The organism is Metabacillus crassostreae (genome assembly GCF_016908395.1).
Taxonomy (GTDB): domain Bacteria; phylum Bacillota; class Bacilli; order Bacillales; family Bacillaceae; genus Metabacillus; species Metabacillus crassostreae.
Genome location: NZ_JAFBDU010000013.1, coordinates 50,847 through 71,067, shown reverse-complemented (window position 1 = coordinate 71,067; position 20,221 = coordinate 50,847). Strand labels below are relative to the sequence as shown.

Annotated in this window: 20 protein-coding genes, 2 rRNA genes and 1 other annotated feature; of the genes, 21 read left to right on the top strand and 1 reads right to left on the bottom strand. The window is 35.3% G+C overall.

Annotation, left to right across the window (positions count from 1 at the left end; translation table 11 throughout):
- Together JOC75_RS22375 and rrf are read left to right on the top strand one after the other, a co-directional pair.
- Positions 1–91: ribosomal RNA gene (locus tag JOC75_RS22375) — 23S ribosomal RNA — on the top strand; the annotation flags it as partial.
- Positions 92–173: 82 nt separating this feature from the next.
- Positions 174–289 (top strand): 5S ribosomal RNA (gene rrf / locus JOC75_RS22370).
- A 1,162-nt stretch (positions 290–1,451) separates the two neighbouring features.
- Here the strand turns inward: rrf and JOC75_RS24305 are convergent.
- On the bottom strand, positions 1,452–1,559 hold the full coding sequence (locus JOC75_RS24305; RefSeq protein ID WP_338036622.1) for an ATP-binding protein: 108 nt from the start codon (positions 1,557–1,559) through the stop codon (positions 1,452–1,454).
- A gap of 643 nt (positions 1,560–2,202) precedes the next feature.
- Here JOC75_RS24305 and JOC75_RS22360 point away from each other — a divergent pair.
- From JOC75_RS22360 to secE, 19 genes are all read left to right on the top strand, one after another.
- Complete coding sequence (locus tag JOC75_RS22360; RefSeq protein WP_146950481.1) at positions 2,203–2,901, top strand: MgtC/SapB family protein; 699 nt, start codon at positions 2,203–2,205, stop codon at positions 2,899–2,901.
- Between the two features lie 125 nt (positions 2,902–3,026).
- The gene (locus JOC75_RS22355; RefSeq protein ID WP_204956164.1) at positions 3,027–3,488 is read left to right on the top strand and encodes a CtsR family transcriptional regulator; all 462 of its coding nucleotides are present in this window, start codon (positions 3,027–3,029) and stop codon (positions 3,486–3,488) included.
- 15 nt (positions 3,489–3,503) lie between these two features.
- Positions 3,504–4,055, top strand: coding sequence for a protein-arginine kinase activator protein McsA (locus JOC75_RS22350; protein WP_146950483.1), 552 nt, complete (start codon positions 3,504–3,506; stop codon positions 4,053–4,055).
- Between the two features lie 2 nt (positions 4,056–4,057).
- Positions 4,058–5,155, top strand: coding sequence for a protein-arginine kinase McsB (locus JOC75_RS22345; RefSeq protein ID WP_204956163.1), 1,098 nt, complete (start codon positions 4,058–4,060; stop codon positions 5,153–5,155).
- Positions 5,152–7,596, top strand: coding sequence for an ATP-dependent protease ATP-binding subunit ClpC (clpC, locus tag JOC75_RS22340; RefSeq protein WP_204956162.1), 2,445 nt, complete (start codon positions 5,152–5,154; stop codon positions 7,594–7,596). Before JOC75_RS22345 ends, clpC begins: the two co-directional genes overlap by 4 nt.
- Positions 7,597–7,783: 187 nt before the next feature.
- Positions 7,784–9,157 carry a DNA repair protein RadA gene (radA, locus tag JOC75_RS22335; RefSeq protein WP_204956161.1) on the top strand — a complete coding sequence of 458 codons (1,374 nt, stop codon included), beginning with the start codon at positions 7,784–7,786 and terminating at the stop codon, positions 9,155–9,157.
- A gap of 7 nt (positions 9,158–9,164) precedes the next feature.
- The gene (disA, locus tag JOC75_RS22330) at positions 9,165–10,244 is read left to right on the top strand and encodes a DNA integrity scanning diadenylate cyclase DisA (RefSeq protein WP_204956160.1); all 1,080 of its coding nucleotides are present in this window, start codon (positions 9,165–9,167) and stop codon (positions 10,242–10,244) included.
- A 185-nt stretch (positions 10,245–10,429) separates the two neighbouring features.
- Positions 10,430–11,527 carry a PIN/TRAM domain-containing protein gene (locus JOC75_RS22325; protein ID WP_204956159.1) on the top strand — a complete coding sequence of 366 codons (1,098 nt, stop codon included), beginning with the start codon at positions 10,430–10,432 and terminating at the stop codon, positions 11,525–11,527.
- A gap of 178 nt (positions 11,528–11,705) precedes the next feature.
- Positions 11,706–12,383, top strand: a complete 678-nt coding sequence (ispD, locus tag JOC75_RS22320; RefSeq protein ID WP_204956158.1) for a 2-C-methyl-D-erythritol 4-phosphate cytidylyltransferase — start codon at positions 11,706–11,708, stop codon at positions 12,381–12,383.
- 36 nt (positions 12,384–12,419) lie between these two features.
- The gene (gene ispF / locus JOC75_RS22315) at positions 12,420–12,896 is read left to right on the top strand and encodes a 2-C-methyl-D-erythritol 2,4-cyclodiphosphate synthase (protein ID WP_204956157.1); all 477 of its coding nucleotides are present in this window, start codon (positions 12,420–12,422) and stop codon (positions 12,894–12,896) included.
- 181 nt (positions 12,897–13,077) lie between these two features.
- Positions 13,078–14,535 carry a glutamate--tRNA ligase gene (gene gltX, locus JOC75_RS22310; RefSeq protein ID WP_204956156.1) on the top strand — a complete coding sequence of 486 codons (1,458 nt, stop codon included), beginning with the start codon at positions 13,078–13,080 and terminating at the stop codon, positions 14,533–14,535.
- Between the two features lie 53 nt (positions 14,536–14,588).
- Positions 14,589–14,830, top strand: a binding site (T-box leader).
- 98 nt (positions 14,831–14,928) lie between these two features.
- Positions 14,929–15,615 (top strand): serine O-acetyltransferase, encoded by a 687-nt coding sequence (cysE, locus tag JOC75_RS22305; protein WP_239589629.1) that lies wholly within the window; start codon positions 14,929–14,931, stop codon positions 15,613–15,615.
- Positions 15,566–16,963: a cysteine--tRNA ligase gene (gene cysS, locus JOC75_RS22300; RefSeq protein WP_204956154.1), complete on the top strand. Its 1,398-nt coding sequence runs from the start codon at positions 15,566–15,568 to the stop codon at positions 16,961–16,963. The genes cysE and cysS overlap by 50 nt, the downstream gene beginning before the upstream one ends.
- A 282-nt stretch (positions 16,964–17,245) precedes the next feature.
- On the top strand, positions 17,246–17,674 hold the full coding sequence (locus JOC75_RS22295; RefSeq protein WP_204956153.1) for a Mini-ribonuclease 3: 429 nt from the start codon (positions 17,246–17,248) through the stop codon (positions 17,672–17,674).
- Entirely contained in the window at positions 17,671–18,414 is a 744-nt protein-coding gene (gene rlmB, locus JOC75_RS22290) for a 23S rRNA (guanosine(2251)-2'-O)-methyltransferase RlmB (protein ID WP_146950495.1), read from the top strand. The genes JOC75_RS22295 and rlmB overlap by 4 nt, the downstream gene beginning before the upstream one ends.
- Before the next feature lie 6 nt (positions 18,415–18,420).
- The gene (locus JOC75_RS22285) at positions 18,421–18,930 is read left to right on the top strand and encodes an NYN domain-containing protein (protein WP_204956152.1); all 510 of its coding nucleotides are present in this window, start codon (positions 18,421–18,423) and stop codon (positions 18,928–18,930) included.
- 67 nt (positions 18,931–18,997) lie between these two features.
- Positions 18,998–19,654: an RNA polymerase sporulation sigma factor SigH gene (gene sigH / locus JOC75_RS22280; protein WP_204956151.1), complete on the top strand. Its 657-nt coding sequence runs from the start codon at positions 18,998–19,000 to the stop codon at positions 19,652–19,654.
- A 95-nt stretch (positions 19,655–19,749) separates the two neighbouring features.
- The gene (gene rpmG / locus JOC75_RS22275) at positions 19,750–19,899 is read left to right on the top strand and encodes a 50S ribosomal protein L33 (protein ID WP_146950549.1); all 150 of its coding nucleotides are present in this window, start codon (positions 19,750–19,752) and stop codon (positions 19,897–19,899) included.
- Positions 19,900–19,954: 55 nt separating this feature from the next.
- The gene (gene secE, locus JOC75_RS22270) at positions 19,955–20,137 is read left to right on the top strand and encodes a preprotein translocase subunit SecE (RefSeq protein WP_146950498.1); all 183 of its coding nucleotides are present in this window, start codon (positions 19,955–19,957) and stop codon (positions 20,135–20,137) included.
- The last annotated feature ends 84 nt before the right edge of the window (positions 20,138–20,221 follow it).

Genomic DNA, 20,221 nt, shown 5'->3' with positions numbered 1-20,221 from the left:
TCCCTGAAAGATGATCAGGTTGATAGGTCTGAGGTGGAAGCGCGGTGACGTGTGGAGCTGACAGATACTAATCGATCGAGGACTTAACCTAAATATTTAAGCGAACGTCAGTGAATTGAATTGTACAATCGTTATCTAGTTTTGAAGGAATATCCTTCAAACTTAGTTTTTTATTTGGTGATGATGGCGAAGAGGTCACACCCGTTCCCATGCCGAACACGGAAGTTAAGCTCTTCAGCGCCGATGGTAGTTGGGGGTTTCCCCCTGTGAGAGTAGGACGTCGCCAAGTAAAGAGTGGAAAGATCAGTAGAAATACTGGTCTTTTTTTGTATAGAAAAAGGTAAAAAACATTATTTTATTTATATCGAAAATGTTGTTTAAAAGGTAGAGACTAAAAAGCATTACTAGCCTGAGGCTTGGGAGAAGCAAGAAGGTCAAGGAAGCGCAGAGAATGAAGACCGGAATGTGCGTATTTGGCACATGAGGATCTGAATGAACAAGCTGACGCGGAGATTCGCCGCTTATCGCAAGCCGAAATCCGAATACGGAAGTTGAGCTCCAGCGCCGATGGTAGTTGGGGGTTTCCCCCTGTGAGAGTAGGACGTCGCCAAGTAAAGAATGAAAAAGATCAGTAGAGATACTGGTCTTTTTTTGTGTAGAAAAAGATAAGAAAATAGATTGATCATCCCTAAATTAATTTATATATCAAAGATATTGTGTAAGAGGTAGAAACTGAAAAGCACTACTAGCCTGAGGCTTGGGAGAAGCAAGAAGGTCAAGGAAGCGCAGCGAATGAAGACCGGAATGTGCGTATTTGGCACATGAGGATCTGAATGAACAAGCTGACGCAGAGATTCGCAGCTTATCGCAAGCCAAAATCTGAACACGGAAGTTAAGCTCTAGCGCCGATGGTAGTTGGGGGGTTTCCCCCTGTGAGAGTAGGACGTCGCCAAGTAAAGAGTGAAAAGAGATCAGTAGAGATACTGGTCTTTTTTTGTGTAGAAAAAGATAAGAAAATAGATTGATCATCCCTAAATTAATTTATATATCAAAGATATTGTGTAAGAGGTAGAAACTGAAAAGCACTACTAGCCTGAGGCTTGGGAGAAGCAAGAAGGTCAAGGAAGCGCAGCGAATGAAGACCGGAATGTGCGTATTTGGCACACGAGGATCTGAATGAACAAGCTGACGCGGAGATTCGCCGCTTATCGCAAGCCAAAATCCGAACGCGGAAGTTAAGCTCTTGCACCGATGGTAGTTGGGGGGTTCCCCCTGTGAGAGTAGGACGTCGCCAAGTAAAGAGTGGAAAAGATCAGTAGAGATACTGGTCTTTTTTTGTGCGTGAAAAAAGGTCAAAAGAGATCATACTAATGTTTAAGCTAGATCGTAAATATGTATGTAAATGTCAAGTTAACGATGTACAATTTTGATCGTTTATTAACGTGCAAAAATTAGTTAATATCTACTTTTTCTAAGTGATCTTTAATTCTGAAAGAAGACCCAACAATATTTACGACTGTAGCATGGTGTAGTACACGATCTAATATTTCATTTGGTATTTTAGTATCCTAGAAAACTGCATCCCATTCTTTAAAGCTAATACTTGACTCTCCTTGTTCATGTCCTTCATCAGCTCTAATGACGCCCATTTACTCATGTTTTCACCTAGCTTGTTAAAGGTAGAGACTAAAGAACATTGATAGCCTGAGGCTTAGAGGAAGCAAGAATATAAGTAATGATTGAAAAGATCAGTAGAGATACAGGTTTTCTCTAGTGTAGAAAAATAGATTGATATAATTTTACTTTAAACAATGAGTTCAATGTAAATATGTTTGAAAGATTAAACAAAGAAGTAGTAGCTTGAGATATGGAAAAGTCTTAGAGCAACTACCTAGAGTATCAACGTAACTATCTCAATTCACCAAATATTGATCATTCCTAGTAATAATAATTAGGTATAAAGGGTATAAGTGATTCATTGTTTCAATAAATTAACGATGACTATTTCCTTTTTTAAACTCTCTATTACTTTTCATATATAGCTTTTTTAATTTATTTATATTAAAGGGGAAATATTGAAAACAGCTCTTGTTAGAACTTAAAACAAACTAATTTTTATTTTTTTAAAAGAATTGTGGTTTAACAATTTAAAATGCGTATATATATATTAAAAACTCTAAATAATTTTACTGGGAGAAAAAAATGAATCTACTTAATTTTATTGACCATGATACATATGTTATGTTTACACGAATAATTATAGCAACTATTTTATGTGGTGTTATAGGATTGGAGAGAGAATTTAAGAATCATCCAGCAGGTTTTCGTACTCATCTACTTGTGGGAATTGGGTCTTGTTTAATGATGATTTTATCTTTATATGGTTTTGATGATTATATAGAGGGAAATAATCGAGTACAGTTTGATCCTTCAAGGATCCCATCATATGTAATTAGTGGGATAGGGTTTTTAGGTGGTGGAACAATTTTAGTGAAGGGAGCAACAGTGAGAGGATTAACGACTGCTGCCTCAATATGGATTGTTGCTGGATTGGGTTTAATTATTGGTACTGGAATGTACACATTAGCGATTTTTACGACAACTTTAGTATTAATGTCGCTAATATTTTTAAATAAACTGGAGAAATTTATGTATGTTAAGAAAGCCAGAAGGAAAATGAAGGTTATTGTTCACTCTAATAAATCAACGATTGATGATGTTATCAAGAAGCTAACTTCCTTTGATATTGATACGAACAAGGTTGTTATGACATCATGTAGAAAAGTTAGGGATGATTATGTCACATTTTATTACCAATTAGATATTGATATTTCCTCTGTTACACATACACATTTAGAGAAAGTACTGGTAGAAGTTGATGAGGTTGAAAAAATATTTTAAGTAGGTTTCACTTTCCTTGAAATTGGCAATATTTAATATGGGACAGAAAAGTTGAAAAATTTCTCTGTTCCATTTATAGTTAGATTATAGTCAAATATAGTCAAAGTCAGTGAGGGGGAGGTTGAGTGAGGAATATTTCAGACATTATTGAACAGTATTTAAAAAATGTACTGGACGGTAGTGGAAAAGAAATTGTAGAAATTAAACGCAGTGAAATAGCAGATAAGTTTCAATGTGTTCCTTCACAGATAAACTATGTTATTAATACAAGATTTACAATTGAGAGAGGTTATGTTGTTGAAAGTAAGCGAGGCGGCGGTGGATATATCCGTATTATTAAGGTCACAGCAAATAATCAAGCACACCTCCTCGATCAGATATTACATTTAATTAGTCAACGCCTTTCCCAAGCTGCTGCTGAGGATATTATTGGTCGCTTAGTGACAGAAGAAGTGATATCTTCGCGTGAAGCTAAGTTGATGTTAAGTGTAATAGATCGTTCAGTCCTATATATTGAACTTCCTCATAGAGATGAATTAAGGGCAAGAATGTTTAAAGCCATGATTACATCATTGAAATATAAGTAAAGGTAGGGGAGACGAATGATTTGCCAGGAATGTAACGAAAGACCGGCAACGTTTCACTTTACAAAAGTGATAAATGGTGAAAAAACTGAGTTTCATATTTGTGAACATTGTGCAAAAGAAAACAGTGAACTTTTTATGTTTAATGGTAATGCTGGCTTCTCTTTAAATAGTCTTTTAACAGGATTACTTAATATGGAGCAGGGTATAGCAAATAAAGAAGAAACTAATGTTTTTAAATCAGAAGATATACCAAAGTGTGATTGTTGTAGCATGACTCTTCACCAATTTAAAAAGGTAGGAAGGTTTGGCTGTTCAAATTGTTATTCCACTTTCAAAAATTATATTACACCTGTTCTAAAGAGGGTCCATGGAGGCAATACAGTCCATTCGGGGAAAATTCCGAAAAGAAGTGGTGGAGACATTCATATACGTAAAAAAATTGATGAATTAAAAACTAAAATACACAGTTTTATAGAACAAGAAGAATTTGAGCAAGCAGCAAAAGTTAGGGACGAGATTCGATCGCTTGAAAAAGAACTTAGTAATATTCGTGAGGAGGGATCTTAATTATGTCACTCCAAAATTTCATGAGTAAAGCAATGAGTGCATGGATGAGCCAGGAAGGTCCGGATTCGGATATTGTATTAAGCAGTCGAATTCGCCTTGCTCGGAACATGGAACAATATAAATTTCCAACCTTATCTTCAGATGAAGAGGCACAAAAGGTTCTAGATTTTTTCGAACAAACATATGCAAATAAGACACTTGAAAAAATCGGGCAGTTAGAGCTGTTAAAAATGAATGATTTACAGCCTATCCAAAAAAGAGTGTTGGTAGAAAAACATTTAATAAGCCCAAATCTTGCTGATCATTCAGTTTACGGTGGTTGTTTACTATCAGAAAATGAAGAGGTTAGCATCATGATTAATGAGGAAGATCATGTCCGAATTCAATGCCTCTATCCAGGTCTTCAATTAGAAGAGGCACTGAAGATCGCAAATCAGCTTGATGATTGGATTGAAGAAGAAGTTGATTATGCTTTTGATGAGCAAAGAGGATATTTAACAAGCTGTCCAACTAATGTGGGAACAGGCTTAAGGGCATCTGTTATGATGCATTTACCGGCTTTAGTACTTACACAAAAGATTAACCGAATTATTCCTGCTATTAATCAATTAGGTTTGGTTGTTAGAGGAATTTATGGTGAAGGTAGTGAAGCTGTAGGTAATTTGTTTCAGATTTCTAACCAGATCACATTAGGTAAGTCAGAAGAGGATATTGTAGAAGATTTACTTAGTGTTGTGCAACAACTTATTACACAGGAGAGAAATACTAGGGAAGCACTCTATGACTCATCACAGATTCAGCTGGAGGATCGAGTATATCGTTCTTTTGGAACGTTAGCTTACAGCAGGGTTATTGAATCAAATGAGACAGCAAAGTGTTTATCTGATGTAAGGCTAGGCATTGATTTAGGAATTATAAAAGATATTTCTAGTAATATTTTAAATGAGTTGATGGTGTTAACGCAGCCAGGATTTCTTCAGCAGTATTTCGGAGGTCCATTGAGACCTAATGATCGAGATATTAGGCGTGCAGCATTAATAAGAGAACGATTGAACTTAGAGAAGGATAGTAATAATCGGATGGAGGATGATGAATTATGATGTTTGGAAGATTTACTGAACGCGCTCAAAAGGTACTTGCTTTAGCACAAGAGGAAGCAGTTCGTTTAGGGCATAACAATATTGGTACTGAACATATTCTTCTAGGTCTAGTTAGTGAAGGTGAAGGCATTGCTGCTAAAGCATTAATTGCATTAGGCTTAGGACCTGAAAAAATCCAAAAAGAGGTTGAAGGATTAATCGGGAGAGGTCAAGATGCTTCTCAAACAATTCACTACACTCCTAGAGCAAAAAAGGTTATTGAATTATCAATGGATGAAGCTAGAAAGCTTGGACACTCTTATGTTGGAACTGAGCATATATTATTAGGACTTATTCGCGAAGGTGAAGGAGTTGCAGCTAGGGTATTAAATAACTTAGGAGTAAGTTTAAATAAAGCAAGACAGCAGGTTCTTCAATTATTAGGTAGTAATGAATCTTCTGCAAACCATCAAGGTGGAAGCATGACAAATGCTAATACACCTACACTAGATAGTTTAGCAAGAGATTTAACTGTAATTGCAAGAGAAGGAAGCTTAGATCCAGTTATCGGAAGAAGTAAAGAAATCCAACGTGTAATTGAAGTGCTTAGCAGACGCACAAAAAATAACCCTGTTTTAATTGGTGAACCAGGTGTTGGTAAAACAGCAATTGCTGAAGGATTAGCACAGCAAATCGTACAAAATGAGGTTCCTGAAATTTTACGTGACAAACGCGTAATGACTCTTGATATGGGTACAGTTGTTGCAGGTACAAAATATCGTGGGGAGTTTGAGGATCGTCTTAAAAAGGTTATGGATGAAATCCGACAAGCAGGTAATATCATTCTATTTATTGATGAACTTCACACACTAATTGGTGCTGGTGGAGCAGAGGGTGCCATTGATGCATCTAATATTTTAAAACCATCATTAGCTAGAGGTGAGCTACAGTGTATTGGTGCAACAACTCTTGATGAATATAGAAAATACATTGAAAAAGATGCTGCGTTAGAAAGAAGATTCCAACCAATTCAAGTTGATGAACCAACAGTGGATGAAAGCATTCAAATCTTAAAAGGGCTAAGAGATCGATATGAGGCTCACCATAGAGTTTCCATCACAGATGAATCTATTGATGCTGCTGTTAAGTTATCTGATCGCTATATCTCTGATCGCTTTTTACCAGATAAAGCGATTGATTTAATAGATGAAGCAGGTTCAAAGGTTCGCTTACGCTCATTCACAACACCACCTAATTTAAAAGAGCTTGAGCAAAAGCTAGAGGAAATACGTAATGAAAAAGATGCTTCAGTACAAAGTCAAGAATTTGAAAAAGCAGCATCATTACGAGACACTGAGCAGCGCTTACGTGAACAACTAGAAGAAACGAAGAAAACATGGAAAGAAAAACAAGGGCAGGAAAACACAGAAGTAACTGTTGAAGATATTGCATTGGTCGTATCAAGCTGGACTGGTGTTCCTGTTTCAAGACTAGCACAAACTGAAACAGATAAATTGCTGAACATGGAAAGTCTCCTACATTCAAGAGTAGTTGGTCAAGAAGAAGCTGTTGTAGCTGTTGCTAAAGCAGTGCGTCGTGCACGTGCAGGACTTAAGGATCCTAAGCGACCAATTGGATCATTTGTATTCTTAGGACCAACTGGTGTTGGTAAAACAGAGCTTGCTAGAGCTCTTGCAGAATCAATTTTTGGTGATGAGGATTCTATGATTCGAATTGATATGTCTGAATACATGGAAAAGCACTCAACATCTCGTCTAGTAGGGTCACCTCCAGGATATGTTGGTTATGAAGAAGGTGGACAATTAACTGAAAAGGTTAGAAGAAAGCCATATTCAGTTGTTCTTTTAGATGAAATTGAAAAAGCTCACCCTGATGTATTTAACATATTATTACAAGTATTAGAAGATGGACGTTTAACAGATTCTAAAGGTCGAACTGTAGACTTTAGAAATACTATTTTAATAATGACTTCTAATGTTGGAGCAAGTGAATTAAAGCGAAATAAATATGTTGGTTTCAATATTCAAGATGAAACACAAAACCATAAAGATATGAAAGGTAAGGTAATGAATGAGTTGAAAAAGGCATTTCGACCTGAGTTCATTAACCGTATCGATGAAATTATCGTATTCCATGCATTAGAAAAGAAACATCTAAAAGAAATTGTTTCTCTTATGTCAGATCAATTAACAAAGAGATTAAAGGAACAAGAATTATCACTAGAGCTTACTGATTCAGCAAAAGAAAAAATTGCTGACGAAGGGGTGGATCTAGAGTATGGTGCAAGACCTTTACGTCGCTCTATCCAGAAAAATGTTGAAGACCGTTTATCTGAAGAGCTATTAAAAGGAACAATAAACAAAGGGCAAAAAATCGTTTTAGATGTTGAAGACGGTGAGTTTATCGTTAGAACAACTGAAAAAGAAGAAGTAAAACAATAGTAAAAGAATTATATAGAGTTAAGAAAGAAGTTGAGGCATACAAGAATTGTGTGCCTCGCTTTCTTTATTTTAATCAGACATTTATCTAAATCTTACATATGTTTTTCACATTATTTAAATATAATTACAGGATAAGTATCATAAACAACTTGTCTACTTGCTAATCTAATAAGAGAGGAACTATTTAATGGCTAAAACAAAGGTAAAATTTATCTGTCAATCATGTGGTTATGAATCACCTAAATGGATGGGCAAATGTCCTGGTTGTGGTGAATGGAATACAATGACAGAGGAAATATCTAAACCGGCATCCTCACGCAGAGCTGTTTTTGCGCATTCCAGTCAAACCTTACAAAAACCCTCTCCAATCACAAGCATTGAGACCGCTCAAGAGCCTAGAATATTCACAAATTCAGAAGAATTTAATCGAGTGTTAGGTAGTGGAATTGTAAAGGGATCTTTAGTTTTAATTGGGGGAGATCCAGGTATTGGAAAATCAACACTACTGCTACAGGTGTCTTCTCAATTAGCTGATAATGGTAATGATGTTTTATATATATCAGGTGAGGAATCTGTTAAGCAAACAAAGCTTAGAGCAGATCGTCTTGGAGTAAAGTCTGATAAATTATTAGTTTTGTCTGAAACGGATTTAAGTTTTATCTCAAAAGCAATTGAAGAAGTAAATCCTTCTTTTGTTGTAGTGGATTCAATTCAGACAGTATTTCATAGTGAAATTAGCTCAGCACCAGGAAGCGTATCACAAGTTAGAGAGTCAACAGCTGAACTTATGAGAATAGCAAAAACAAAGGGCGTCGCTATTTTCATTGTTGGTCATGTGACAAAAGAGGGCTCAATTGCAGGTCCAAGGATTTTAGAGCATATGGTTGATACGGTCCTTTATTTTGAAGGTGAAAGGCATCATACTTATCGTATTTTAAGAGCTGTTAAAAACCGTTTTGGCTCAACAAATGAAATGGGAATTTTTGAAATGAAGGAATCAGGTCTTGAGGAAGTTGAAAATCCTTCTGAGATTTTCCTTGAAGAAAGGTCAAAGGGTGCAGCAGGCTCTACTGTAGTTGCATCTATGGAAGGTACAAGATCAGTGTTGGTTGAAATACAGGCATTAATATCACCAACAAGCTTTGGTAATCCTAGGCGAATGGCCACTGGGATTGATCATAATCGAGTTCCATTACTTATGGCTGTGTTAGAAAAGCGTGTAGGACTTTTATTACAAAATCAAGATGCATACTTAAAGGTTGCTGGTGGAGTGAAGCTTGATGAGCCCGCCATAGATTTAGCTATTGCTGTAAGTATTGCTTCAAGCTTTAAGGATGCTCCACCAAAGCCAACAGATGTCATCATTGGTGAGGTTGGGCTTACAGGAGAGGTTCGAAGAGTTTCTCGAATTGAACAAAGAGTCATGGAAGCTGCAAAATTAGGCTTTAAGAGGGCAATTATTCCGGAAGCAAATATAGGAGGATGGAACCCACCAGCAGATATTGAAATTATAGGAGTAAAAAATGTTGCAGAGGCCCTTCAAAAATCATTAGGGGGTTAATAGATCGATGACTGACATAGAGAGCAAGACCGGGGAGAAGACGTTAAATGAGATTCTGCAATTTGTTGCACCAGGTACACCGATAAGAGAAGGAATTGAAAATGTCCTTAGAGCAAAAACGGGTGGGTTAATTGTAGTAGGTCATAACGATGAAGTGAAAAAAGTTATTGATGGTGGTTTTTCAATTCAATGCTCTTTTTCATCTGCTCACCTTTATGAATTGGCTAAGATGGATGGTGCCATTGTATTAAGTGATTCTGGTCATAAGATACTGTTTGCAAATGCGCAATTGGTTCCTGATCCAACTATTTACTCTTCTGAAACAGGGATGAGACATCGAACAGCAGAACGAGTAGCGAAACAAACTGGAAATTTAGTCATTGCAATATCCCAGCGTAGAAATGTGATCACCTTATATCATGGTGAATTAAGGTATGCATTAAGAGATATAGGTGTTATTTTAACAAAGGCTAATCAAGCGATTCAAACGTTAGAAAAATATAAAATTGTCCTTGATCAATCGATAAGAACATTAGGTGCATTAGAGCTCGAAGAACTTGTAACATTCAAAGAAGTATTACAGGTATTGCATCGCTTTGAAATGGTGTTAAGAATTAAGGATGAAATAAATGATTATGTTAATGAGCTCGGAGCAGAGGGGCATTTAATTAGGCTGCAGCTAGCTGAACTTCTTACAGGCTTAGAAGGAGAGGCAGCACTATTGATTAAAGATTATGCTAGTGACAAATCTGTTGATCCTTATCCAATCATTAAACAATTACAAGATTTATCTAGCTTTGAGCTATTGGATGATTCTGTGTTATTTAAGTTGTTAGGTCACTCATCATTTACTAATATTGATAGCCCTGTCGTTCCTAGAGGTTATCGAACATTAAATAAAATTCCAAGATTACCCTCCATAATTATTGAAAATTTAGTGACAAAATATAAAAATTTGAAACTTATTTTGCAGGCATCCGTAGAACAATTAGATGAGGTGGATGGTATAGGTGAAGTGAGAGCGAGGAAAATTAAGGATGGTCTTAAAAGACTAAAGGAACAGCTCCTGATTGATCGCACCATATAATTTAAAATTACTGTGAAACTTTTCATAATATTGTTTTAAGCTGGCGAAAATAGGGTATATTATAATTGTTTTTACTGTCATTTCAAATTACAGTCTTATGTCAATCTATTTACATTTTTAAATATCTATTTTATAAATAACTAAATTAGGATAAAGTAGTTATAACCTAAGAAGGAGGTGAAGGTATGTTAATTAAACGCATAATCCAACTATTATTCCTAAGTGTGGGTGGAATGCTAGGTATTCTATTCATACCAGAATTGCTTGAACTATTAAATATGCAGGACATACCTTTTATTAATACACCTTATACGTTAGCGGTACTAGGTGCAATAATATTTTTTGTCGCAACATTTTGGTTAGTTGATTATGTAGTAAACTGGATAAAGGTTTTAGAAGAAGCTGTAGTAAAAGCACCTGTTACAGATGTATTATTTGGGAGTCTAGGTTTAATATTCGGTCTTATAGTAGCTTTTCTTATTGTTATCCCATTAAAAGATATACAATACCAGGTGTTCAATACAATCATCCCAATCTTTCTAACACTATTACTTGGGTATTTAGGTTTCCAGGTAGGGTTTAAGAAAAGAGATGAGCTTGTTAATTTATTTACCGTACCTAATAAAATTGGTAAGAAAAAGGGTATGGCTGATGATGAAAATGAAATAGAGGATAAAAAGCTTAAAATTTTAGATACTAGTGTGATTATAGATGGGCGGATCGCTGATATATGTCAAACTGGCTTTCTAGAGGGCACAATTGTAATACCACAATTTGTTTTAGAAGAGCTTCAACATATAGCCGACTCTTCTGATGTGTTAAAGCGAAATAGAGGACGAAGAGGATTAGATATCCTTAATAGAATCCAAAAAGAGCTTTCAATTAATGTGGAAATATATGAAGGTGATTTTGAAGAAATACAGGAAGTTGATAGTAAGCTAGTAAAACTTGCAAAATTAACCTCAGGTGTTGTTGTAACAAATGACTTTAATTTAAATAAAGTATGTGAACTTCAAAAAGTTCATGTATTAAATATTAATGATTTAGCTAATGCTGTGAAACCAGTTGTTCTTCCTGGTGAGGAAATGAAGGTTCAAGTGATTAAAGATGGTAAAGAACATAATCAAGGTATTGCTTATTTAGATGACGGTACAATGATCGTTGTAGAGGATGGTCGAAATTATATCGGAAAGCATATTGAGGTATTAGTAACAAGTGTTCTACAAACCTCAGCAGGACGAATGATTTTTGCCAAGCCTAAGCTATTAGAAAAAGCATTATAGAAAGCGGCTTTGATTATTTCTCATAGAAGATCATTATTTGTGATAACTACTATAAAGTCCAGTGAACAGCCCATGAACAACATATTTAATGTTCATGGGCTGTTTTACATATGATGAGTAATCTCTTATTATGTTTGTATACATGTTTTTAAATGAAATTTTAAAGGAGTCACTCCAAATGAATTATCAAGTTGTCATTCCAGCAGCTGGTCAAGGTAAACGAATGAATGCTGGGAAAAACAAACAATTTTTAGAGGTTGATGGAATTCCGCTTATTATACATACGTTAAGAGTATTTGAAAGTCATTCACTTTGCGCAGGGATTATCCTTGTGATTAATGAAATGGAAAAGAATGAATTTGAAGAACTAATACATAAGTATAAAATAACAAAAGTGAAACAAGTGGTTTATGGTGGTGCTGAAAGACAAAATAGTGTTTATAACGGTTTAAAAGCATGCAATAAAGAAAACTATGTGCTTGTTCATGATGGTGCCCGCCCCTTTGTGTCACATACTTGTATAGAAGAACTAATACATGCTACAGGTCGTACTGGTGCAGCAACCTTGGGTGTACCCATAAAAGATACGATTAAAGTGGTTAAAGATGGAGTTGTCAGCCAAACTCTTGATCGCTCTAATTTATGGGGAATTCAAACTCCTCAAGCTTTTAAGCTAGATTTGATTCTAAATGCCCATAATCAAGCTAAAGAAGAAGATTTCTTAGGAACTGATGATGCTAGTCTTATGGAAAGAACAGGTCAACAAGTTTCGATTGTAATGGGTGATTATATGAATATAAAAATAACGACGCCTGAAGATTTAATCATTGCTGAATCAATGATCAAAAGAAGATGAGGGAATTAGAAAGAATGAAAGAAAGAGGGAAGCATAATGATCAGAGTTGGACAAGGATTTGATGTACATCAATTAGTTGAAGGAAGACCACTTATAATAGGTGGAATTGATATTCCTTATGAAAAAGGATTATTAGGTCATTCAGATGCAGATGTATTATTACATACTGTTGCAGATGCATGTTTAGGTGCTATAGCAGAAGGTGATATCGGAAAGCATTTTCCAGATACAGATCCTGAATTTAAGGATGCGGATTCTGCAAAGCTATTATCACACGTTTGGAAACTAGTGAAGGATCGCGGGTTTGAACTGGGGAATATCGATTGTACAATCATTGCTCAAAAGCCTAAAATGGCTCCTCATATTGAAAAGATGAGAGCACGTATAGCAGAATTGTTAGAAGCGGATATTTCTCAAGTGAATGTAAAAGCAACAACAACTGAACAATTGGGATTTACAGGTAGACAGGAAGGAATTGCTTCACAAGCAACTGTATTAATTCAGAAACGATAAATAGCAAACCGATAAGGGTGTAATTACTTTAGATTCTACTATGAATTATTTTGTGTCTCTGATACATTGGTGGTAGAATTAGGTCTTATTAATACCGTTTGACAATACAGGAAAAGCATAAAGTATTGTGTTAGAAGTTATCATTTAAAATATAGAAACAGTAATAAGTGGAGGTAAACAAATGACAAGTGAAGTAAGAGTGCGTTATGCACCAAGTCCAACAGGACATTTACATATAGGAAATGCAAGGACTGCATTATTTAATTATTTATTTGCAAAAAACCAGGGTGGAAAATTTATTATTCGTATTGAAGACACCGATAAGAAAAGAAATATCGAGGGTGGAGAGCAAAGCCAGCTGAAGTATTTGAATTGGCTAGGAATCAACTGGGATGAAAGTGTTGATGTTGGCGGAGAATACGGTCCTTATCGCCAATCAGAAAGAACAGATATTTACAAAAAATATTATGAAGAGTTACTAGAAAAAGGACTAGCTTATAAATGTTTTTGTACAGAAGAAGATCTAGAAAAAGAACGTGAAGAACAACTTGCTCGTGGAGAAACTCCTCAATATTCAGGAAAACATGCTAGTCTGACTGTAGATGAACAACAAGAGCTTGAAGGACAAGGGCTAAAGCCTAGTATTCGTTTCAGAGTGCCAGCTAAAAAAGAGTATCGTTTTAATGACATGGTAAAAGGTGATATATCTTTTGAATCTGAAGGTATGGGCGACTTTGTTATCGTGAAAAAGGATGGAACACCAACATACAACTTTGCAGTAGCGGTTGATGATCATTTAATGAAAATCTCACATGTTTTACGTGGTGAAGATCATATCTCAAACACACCTAAACAAATGATGATTTATGAGGCATTTGGTTGGGACATACCAGTATTTGGCCATATGACGTTGATTGTAAATGAAAATCGAAAGAAATTAAGTAAACGTGATGAATCAATCATCCAATTTATTGAGCAATATGAGGAGTTAGGTTATCTTCCAGATGCTTTATTTAACTTCATTTCTCTACTTGGGTGGTCTCCAGGTGGGGAAGAGGAAGTGTATTCAAAAGAACAATTAATCGAAATCTTTGATTCAGCAAGATTATCAAAATCACCTGCTGTTTTTGATACACAAAAATTAGCATGGATGAATAACCAATATATTAAACAGTTAGATATAGCTCAGCTGATTCCACTTTCATTGCCACATCTTGAGAAAGCTGGCAAAGTTACTGATGATATGAATGAAGAAGCTAAGGATCGAATTCATCAGCTTATAGCACTTTACCAAGAACAAATGAGTTATGGAGCAGAAATTGTAGAGCTTACAGAGCTATTCTTTAAAGAAGATATTACTTACAATAGAGAAGCAGAGACTGTTCTTGAAGGAGAGAGTGTACCAGAGGTGCTAAAGGCGTTTTTAACTGAGGTAGAGAGTGTAGAGGATTTTTCTGCTGAACAAGTGAAAGCTTCAATAAAAGCAGTCCAAAAAGCAACTGGTCAGAAGGGTAAAAACTTATTTATGCCTATTCGTGTGGCTATTACTGGTCAAACACATGGCCCTGATTTACCAAAATCAATTGCAGTTTTAGGTAAAAATATTGTAATATCTAGATTAAATAGTGTTATTAGTTAACTTTTCGACTAAAATGTAATATAGTATGGTTAATACATTTTAAAAGTCATATAGATAAAGCATTGATAAGGAGAGTAAAGTTTAATTTCCTTTTTAGAGAGAACCTCCACTGGCTGAAAGAGGTTTAAGTGAAGTTATACTTGAAATGCACCTTTGAGCCTTTTACTAAACGTCTAGTATAGATTAGTAAGTAAAAGCGTATTACTCTACGTTACAGAGTCAAAAGTTGAGGTGTTGAGATTGTTCTTTTCTCATACCTAAACAGAGTGGAACCGCGCATTTAAGCGTCTCTGTATCATATATACAGAGGCGCTTTTTTATATGTAAAAAAATTTAAAGTGATAGTAAATAAAGGCAATAAGGATGAGGATTGGAGGGATTAAAGTGTTAAAAATGATGAAAGAAGATGTTGATGTTGTATTTGAACAAGATCCTTCTGCCAGAAGTTATTTTGAGGTTATCCTAACTTACTCTGGTTTACATGCTATTTGGGGGTACCGGATTGCACATGTGTTGTATAAGAGGAAACTCTTTTTCTTAGCAAGAGCTGTTTCTCAGGTAAGTCGCTTTTTTACTGGTGTCGAAATTCATCCGGCTGCAAAAATAGGTCGTCGCTTTTTTATAGATCATGGAATGGGAGTAGTGATCGGAGAAACCTGTGAAATTGGTGATGATGTAACCGTATTCCAAGGAGTTACTTTAGGGGGTACTGGTAAAGAAAAAGGAAAACGACATCCTACAATTAAAGACCATGCATTAATTGCAACTGGTGCAAAAGTATTAGGATCAATCACAGTTGGTGCATACTCTAAAATAGGTGCAGGTTCTGTTGTTCTTAAAGAGGTTCCTGATCATTCAACAGTTGTTGGTATTCCTGGTAGAGTGGTTATTCAAAATGGTAAAAGAGTTGATCAAGACTTAAATCATTGTGATTTGCCTGATCCGGTTGCAGATCGATTTAAGGAATTAGAAGCAGAGCTTAAGGGATTAAGAGATGAAGTACAACAGTTAAGGAAAGGGACGAGTGAATATGACAATAAAGTTGTACAATACGCTAACAAGGCAAAAGGAAACGTTTGAACCACTAGAAGCAGGTAAGGTTAAAATGTATGTGTGTGGTCCAACGGTTTATAACTATATTCATATAGGAAATGCTAGACCAGCAATCGTTTATGATACTGTAAGAAGATATTTAGAATATAGAGGCTATGATGTTAATTTTGTTTCTAATTTTACTGATGTAGATGACAAATTGATAAAAGCAGCTAATGAGCTTGGTACAGATGTTCCTACAGTTGCAGAGCGGTTTATTGATGCATATTTTGCTGATGTATCAGCACTAGGCTGTAAACGTGCTAATGTACATCCGCGTGTCACTGAGAACATTGAGCTTATTATCGAGTTTATTCAGGCTCTAATTGATAAAGGCTATGCGTATGAAGCGGATGGAGATGTTTACTATAAAACAAGAGAATTTAAAGGGTATGGTAAGCTTTCTCATCAATCAATTGAAGAATTAAGATTAGGTAATCGAATTGATGTAGGTGAAAAGAAGCAGGATGCTTTAGACTTCGTTCTATGGAAAGCAGCGAAGGAAGGCGAGATTTCCTGGGAAAGTCCTTGGGGAGATGGTCGACCAGGGTGGCATATTGAATGCTCGGCTATGGCGAAGAAGTACTTAGGAGATACAATCGATATTCATGCCGGTGGTCAGGATTTAACATTCCCACATCATGAAAATGAAATTGCTCAATCAGAAGCAGTAAATGGGAAGTTGTTTTCAAAATATTGGATGCATAATGGCTATATTAATATAAATAATGAGAAAATGTCTAAGTCTTTAGGTAACTTTGTATTGGTACACGATATTATTAAAGAGATTGATCCACAAATTGTCCGATTCTTTATGTTATCTGTTCATTATCGACATCCAATTAATTTTTCACAGGAGCTGTTAGAAAGTACGAAAAATGCTTTTGAGCGTATTACCACTTCTTATGGCAACCTTCAGCATCGTAAGAATAGTTCAACAAATTTAACAGAAAATAATGATAAATGGTTAAGTAAGATTAAAGAATTCCGCCAGCAATTTGAGAAGGAAATGGATGATGATTTTAATACAGCAAATGCAATCTCAGTCCTTTTCGAGCTTTCAAAACAGGCGAACTATTATGTAGAAGAGCAAAATACATCAGAAGACGTTATTCAGGCCTTTCTTGATGAACTAGATTCATTAGGAGATGTTTTAGGGATTAAGTTTTCCTCTAACCAACTGTTAGATGAAGAAATTGAGGCTATGATTCAGCAACGAATTCAGGCGAGAAAAGAGCGGAATTTTGCTCTATCTGATGAGATTCGTGACAAACTAAAAGAGTTAAATATTATTTTAGAAGATACTCCACAAGGTACAAGGTGGAAAAGAAGTTAAACAATTTTGCTGTATGCAAAGACTTTGTGGCTTTTAGAAACTTAAAGGAAACAGCAATGTAGATAGTCTAGAGGTGAATTTTCTTCTTAGAATAGTACTTATATATACAATTTCACTTTAAGTCGATTAAAAGCAATATTTCAAGATAATAGCCATTGATTATGAAGTTCGTTTTGAGGGAATAAAGATAAAAAAGGTTACAAAGGTGACAAAGTATCCGAGTTAGAAACGTATGTTCGCTTTGAGCTTTGTCCCCTTTTTCTTTAGGAAATGAGGAGCAAAATGTTTCTAGATTTAAAGACAATTAAGGACTCTAAACTTTTAAATAGCTTAGCTTTAGCATATGTTGGAGATGCTGTTTTTGAGATATATGTAAGACATCATCTGTTGTTAAAAGGAAGTATTAGACCAAATCAGCTGCATAACCAAGCAAAAAGATTTGTTTCAGCAAAGGCACAAGCTAGTATTTTGCACTATCTGTTTTCATTAGAGCTGTTTTCTGAGGAAGAGGAGGGTGTAATCAGACGAGGAAGAAATGCGAAGTCAGGTACAATTCCAAAAAATACTGATGTTCAAACATATCGATATAGTACAGCATTTGAGGCATTACTAGGTTATTTATATTTAGAGAAGAAGCATGATCGTTTAGAGGAATTGATAGAAAAAGCATTTCAATTTATTGATGGTGAAGGAAAGGAGGGAAGACGATGAGTCAAGATTATATTATTGGACGTAATACAGTTATTGAAGTATTAAAGTCTTCTAGAGACGTTAATAAAATATGGGTAGCTGAAAACTCTTTAAAGGGACAAGCTCAAGAAATAACAAGACTTGCCAAAGAAAGAGGTATAACAATTAACTTTGTTCCAAAGAAAAAGATAGATCAAATGGTTGAGGGGAATCATCAAGGAGTTGTGGCTCAAGTAGCTGCATATGAATATGTTCATATTGATGACATTTTAAAAATTGCTGAGAAAAGAAACGAAATGCCATTTCTTTTATTGTTAGATGAAATTGAAGATCCTCATAACCTTGGTTCAATTATGAGAACTGCTGATGCTGTTGGTGCGCATGGAATCGTCATCCCAAAAAGAAGAGCAGTTGGACTAACTGCAACAGTTGCTAAATCTTCTACTGGTGCAATAGAACATATTCCTGTTGCTCGTATTACCAATATGGCTCGAACAATAGAAGAACTGAAAGAAAAAGGAATTTGGATTGTTGGAACTGATGCTAAGGGAGCGGATGACTATCGTAACCTTGATGGTAATATGCCGTTAGCATTAATTATCGGTAGTGAAGGAAAAGGAATTGGTCGACTCATTAAAGAGAAGTGTGATTTCTTAATAAAAATGCCGATGGTTGGTCATGTAACATCACTGAACGCTTCTGTTGCAGCAAGTCTTTTAATGTACGAGGTATATCGGAAACGAAATCCTTTAGGGGAATAGAAGCCAATGGATATCCTATTAGTTGATGGATATAACATTATTGGAGCGTGGCCGGATTTACAAAATCTTAAAAAAAATAATCTCTCAGAAGCAAGAAATCTTTTGATAGAAAAGATGGCAGAATACCAAGCATATACTGGTTACAGAGTAATTGTTGTCTTTGATGCACATATGGTCAAGGGTATTGAGAAAAAACAAAAAAACTACCGGGTAGAAGTTATTTTTACAAGGGAAAACGAAACTGCTGATGAACGTATAGAAAAGCTAGCAAAATCTTTGGGAAATATTAAAACACAAGTACATGTAGCAACCTCTGATTTTACAGAACAATGGGCAATATTTGGTCAAGGAGCTCTTAGAAAGTCAGCTAGAGAGCTCTTAAATGAAATGAATTCTATTGAAAATAGAATCAAACATAGAGTAAAAAAGATTGAAAAAGATCGACCATCATCTAAAATAGCTTTTCCTGATGATGTGATGGAAAAGCTTGAAAAATGGCGTAGAGGAAATTTATAGTTGGTTGACGCTTTCAAAACCATTACTGTATAATATTGTTATCTTGCGTGTGGTCGGGGGGATCGACTTGAATTCATCATTCAACAAAGACAAGGTCAACAGAGAAGAATTAGTATTAATGGAGGATGAACAAGTAGTTGAACTCGTTCATCATGGAGAAAGTGAAGCGTTGGACTACCTTATCAACAAATATCGTAATTTTGTTAGAGCGAAAGCACGGTCATACTTTTTAATTGGGGCAGATCGAGAAGATATTATCCAAGAAGGAATGATTGGATTATACAAAGCTATACGTGATTTTAAAGAGGACAAGCTCACTTCTTTTAAAGCATTTGCTGAGTTGTGCATTACAAGGCAAATCATTACCGCTATTAAAACTGCTACTCGACAAAAGCACATTCCTCTAAATTCCTATGTTTCATTGGACAAGCCAATTTATGATGAAGAGTCAGATCGAACATTATTAGATGTGATTTCTGGTACAAAAGCATTGGATCCTGAGGAACTCATTATCAATCAAGAGGAGTTTGATGATATTGAAGTGAAGATGGGAGAATTGCTAAGTGACCTAGAACAAAAAGTGTTGGTTTTATACTTAGATGGCAGATCTTATCACGAAATATCTGAAGAGTTAAATAGGCATGTGAAATCAATAGACAATGCCTTGCAGCGTGTTAAGAGAAAACTAGAACGATATTTAGAGATTAGAGAAATTAGTTTATGATTATAAAAGGCTAAAAACTTGAATTTTATCGTTTATTGACGAAGAAACCTCACTATGATACAGTTTTAAGGAATAATGTAACGGCAGGTGAGGTTATGCGAAAGAAAGTAACATTGGCTTGTACAACTTGTGGAAGTAGAAATTATACAACAATGAAAAATGTATCAAGCACAAACGATCGGTTAGAAGTAAAGAAATTTTGTAAAGTTTGTAACTCGCATTTAAACCACCGTGAAACGAAATAATTCTATTTATTTTATTTTATAAGAATTTCCCTATTATTCCTGGAGGTAGGCATACATGCAGCGTTTAATTAATTTTTTCCGAGATGTTTCTCGTGAAATGAAGAAGGTTAGTTGGCCTAAAGGTAAAGAACTTACGAAGTATACAGTTACAGTTGTATCAACAGTAACATTTGTGGCAGTGTTCTTTGCGATAACTGACTTAGGGATTTCCTCTTTAATTCGTTTATTTTTTGAATAATAGATGGAAAATCGTGCTATAATAGAAAATATAAATTCTTTGTCTTTGAAACCCGTTAAACGGGTTTTTTCATTGTATAAAAAA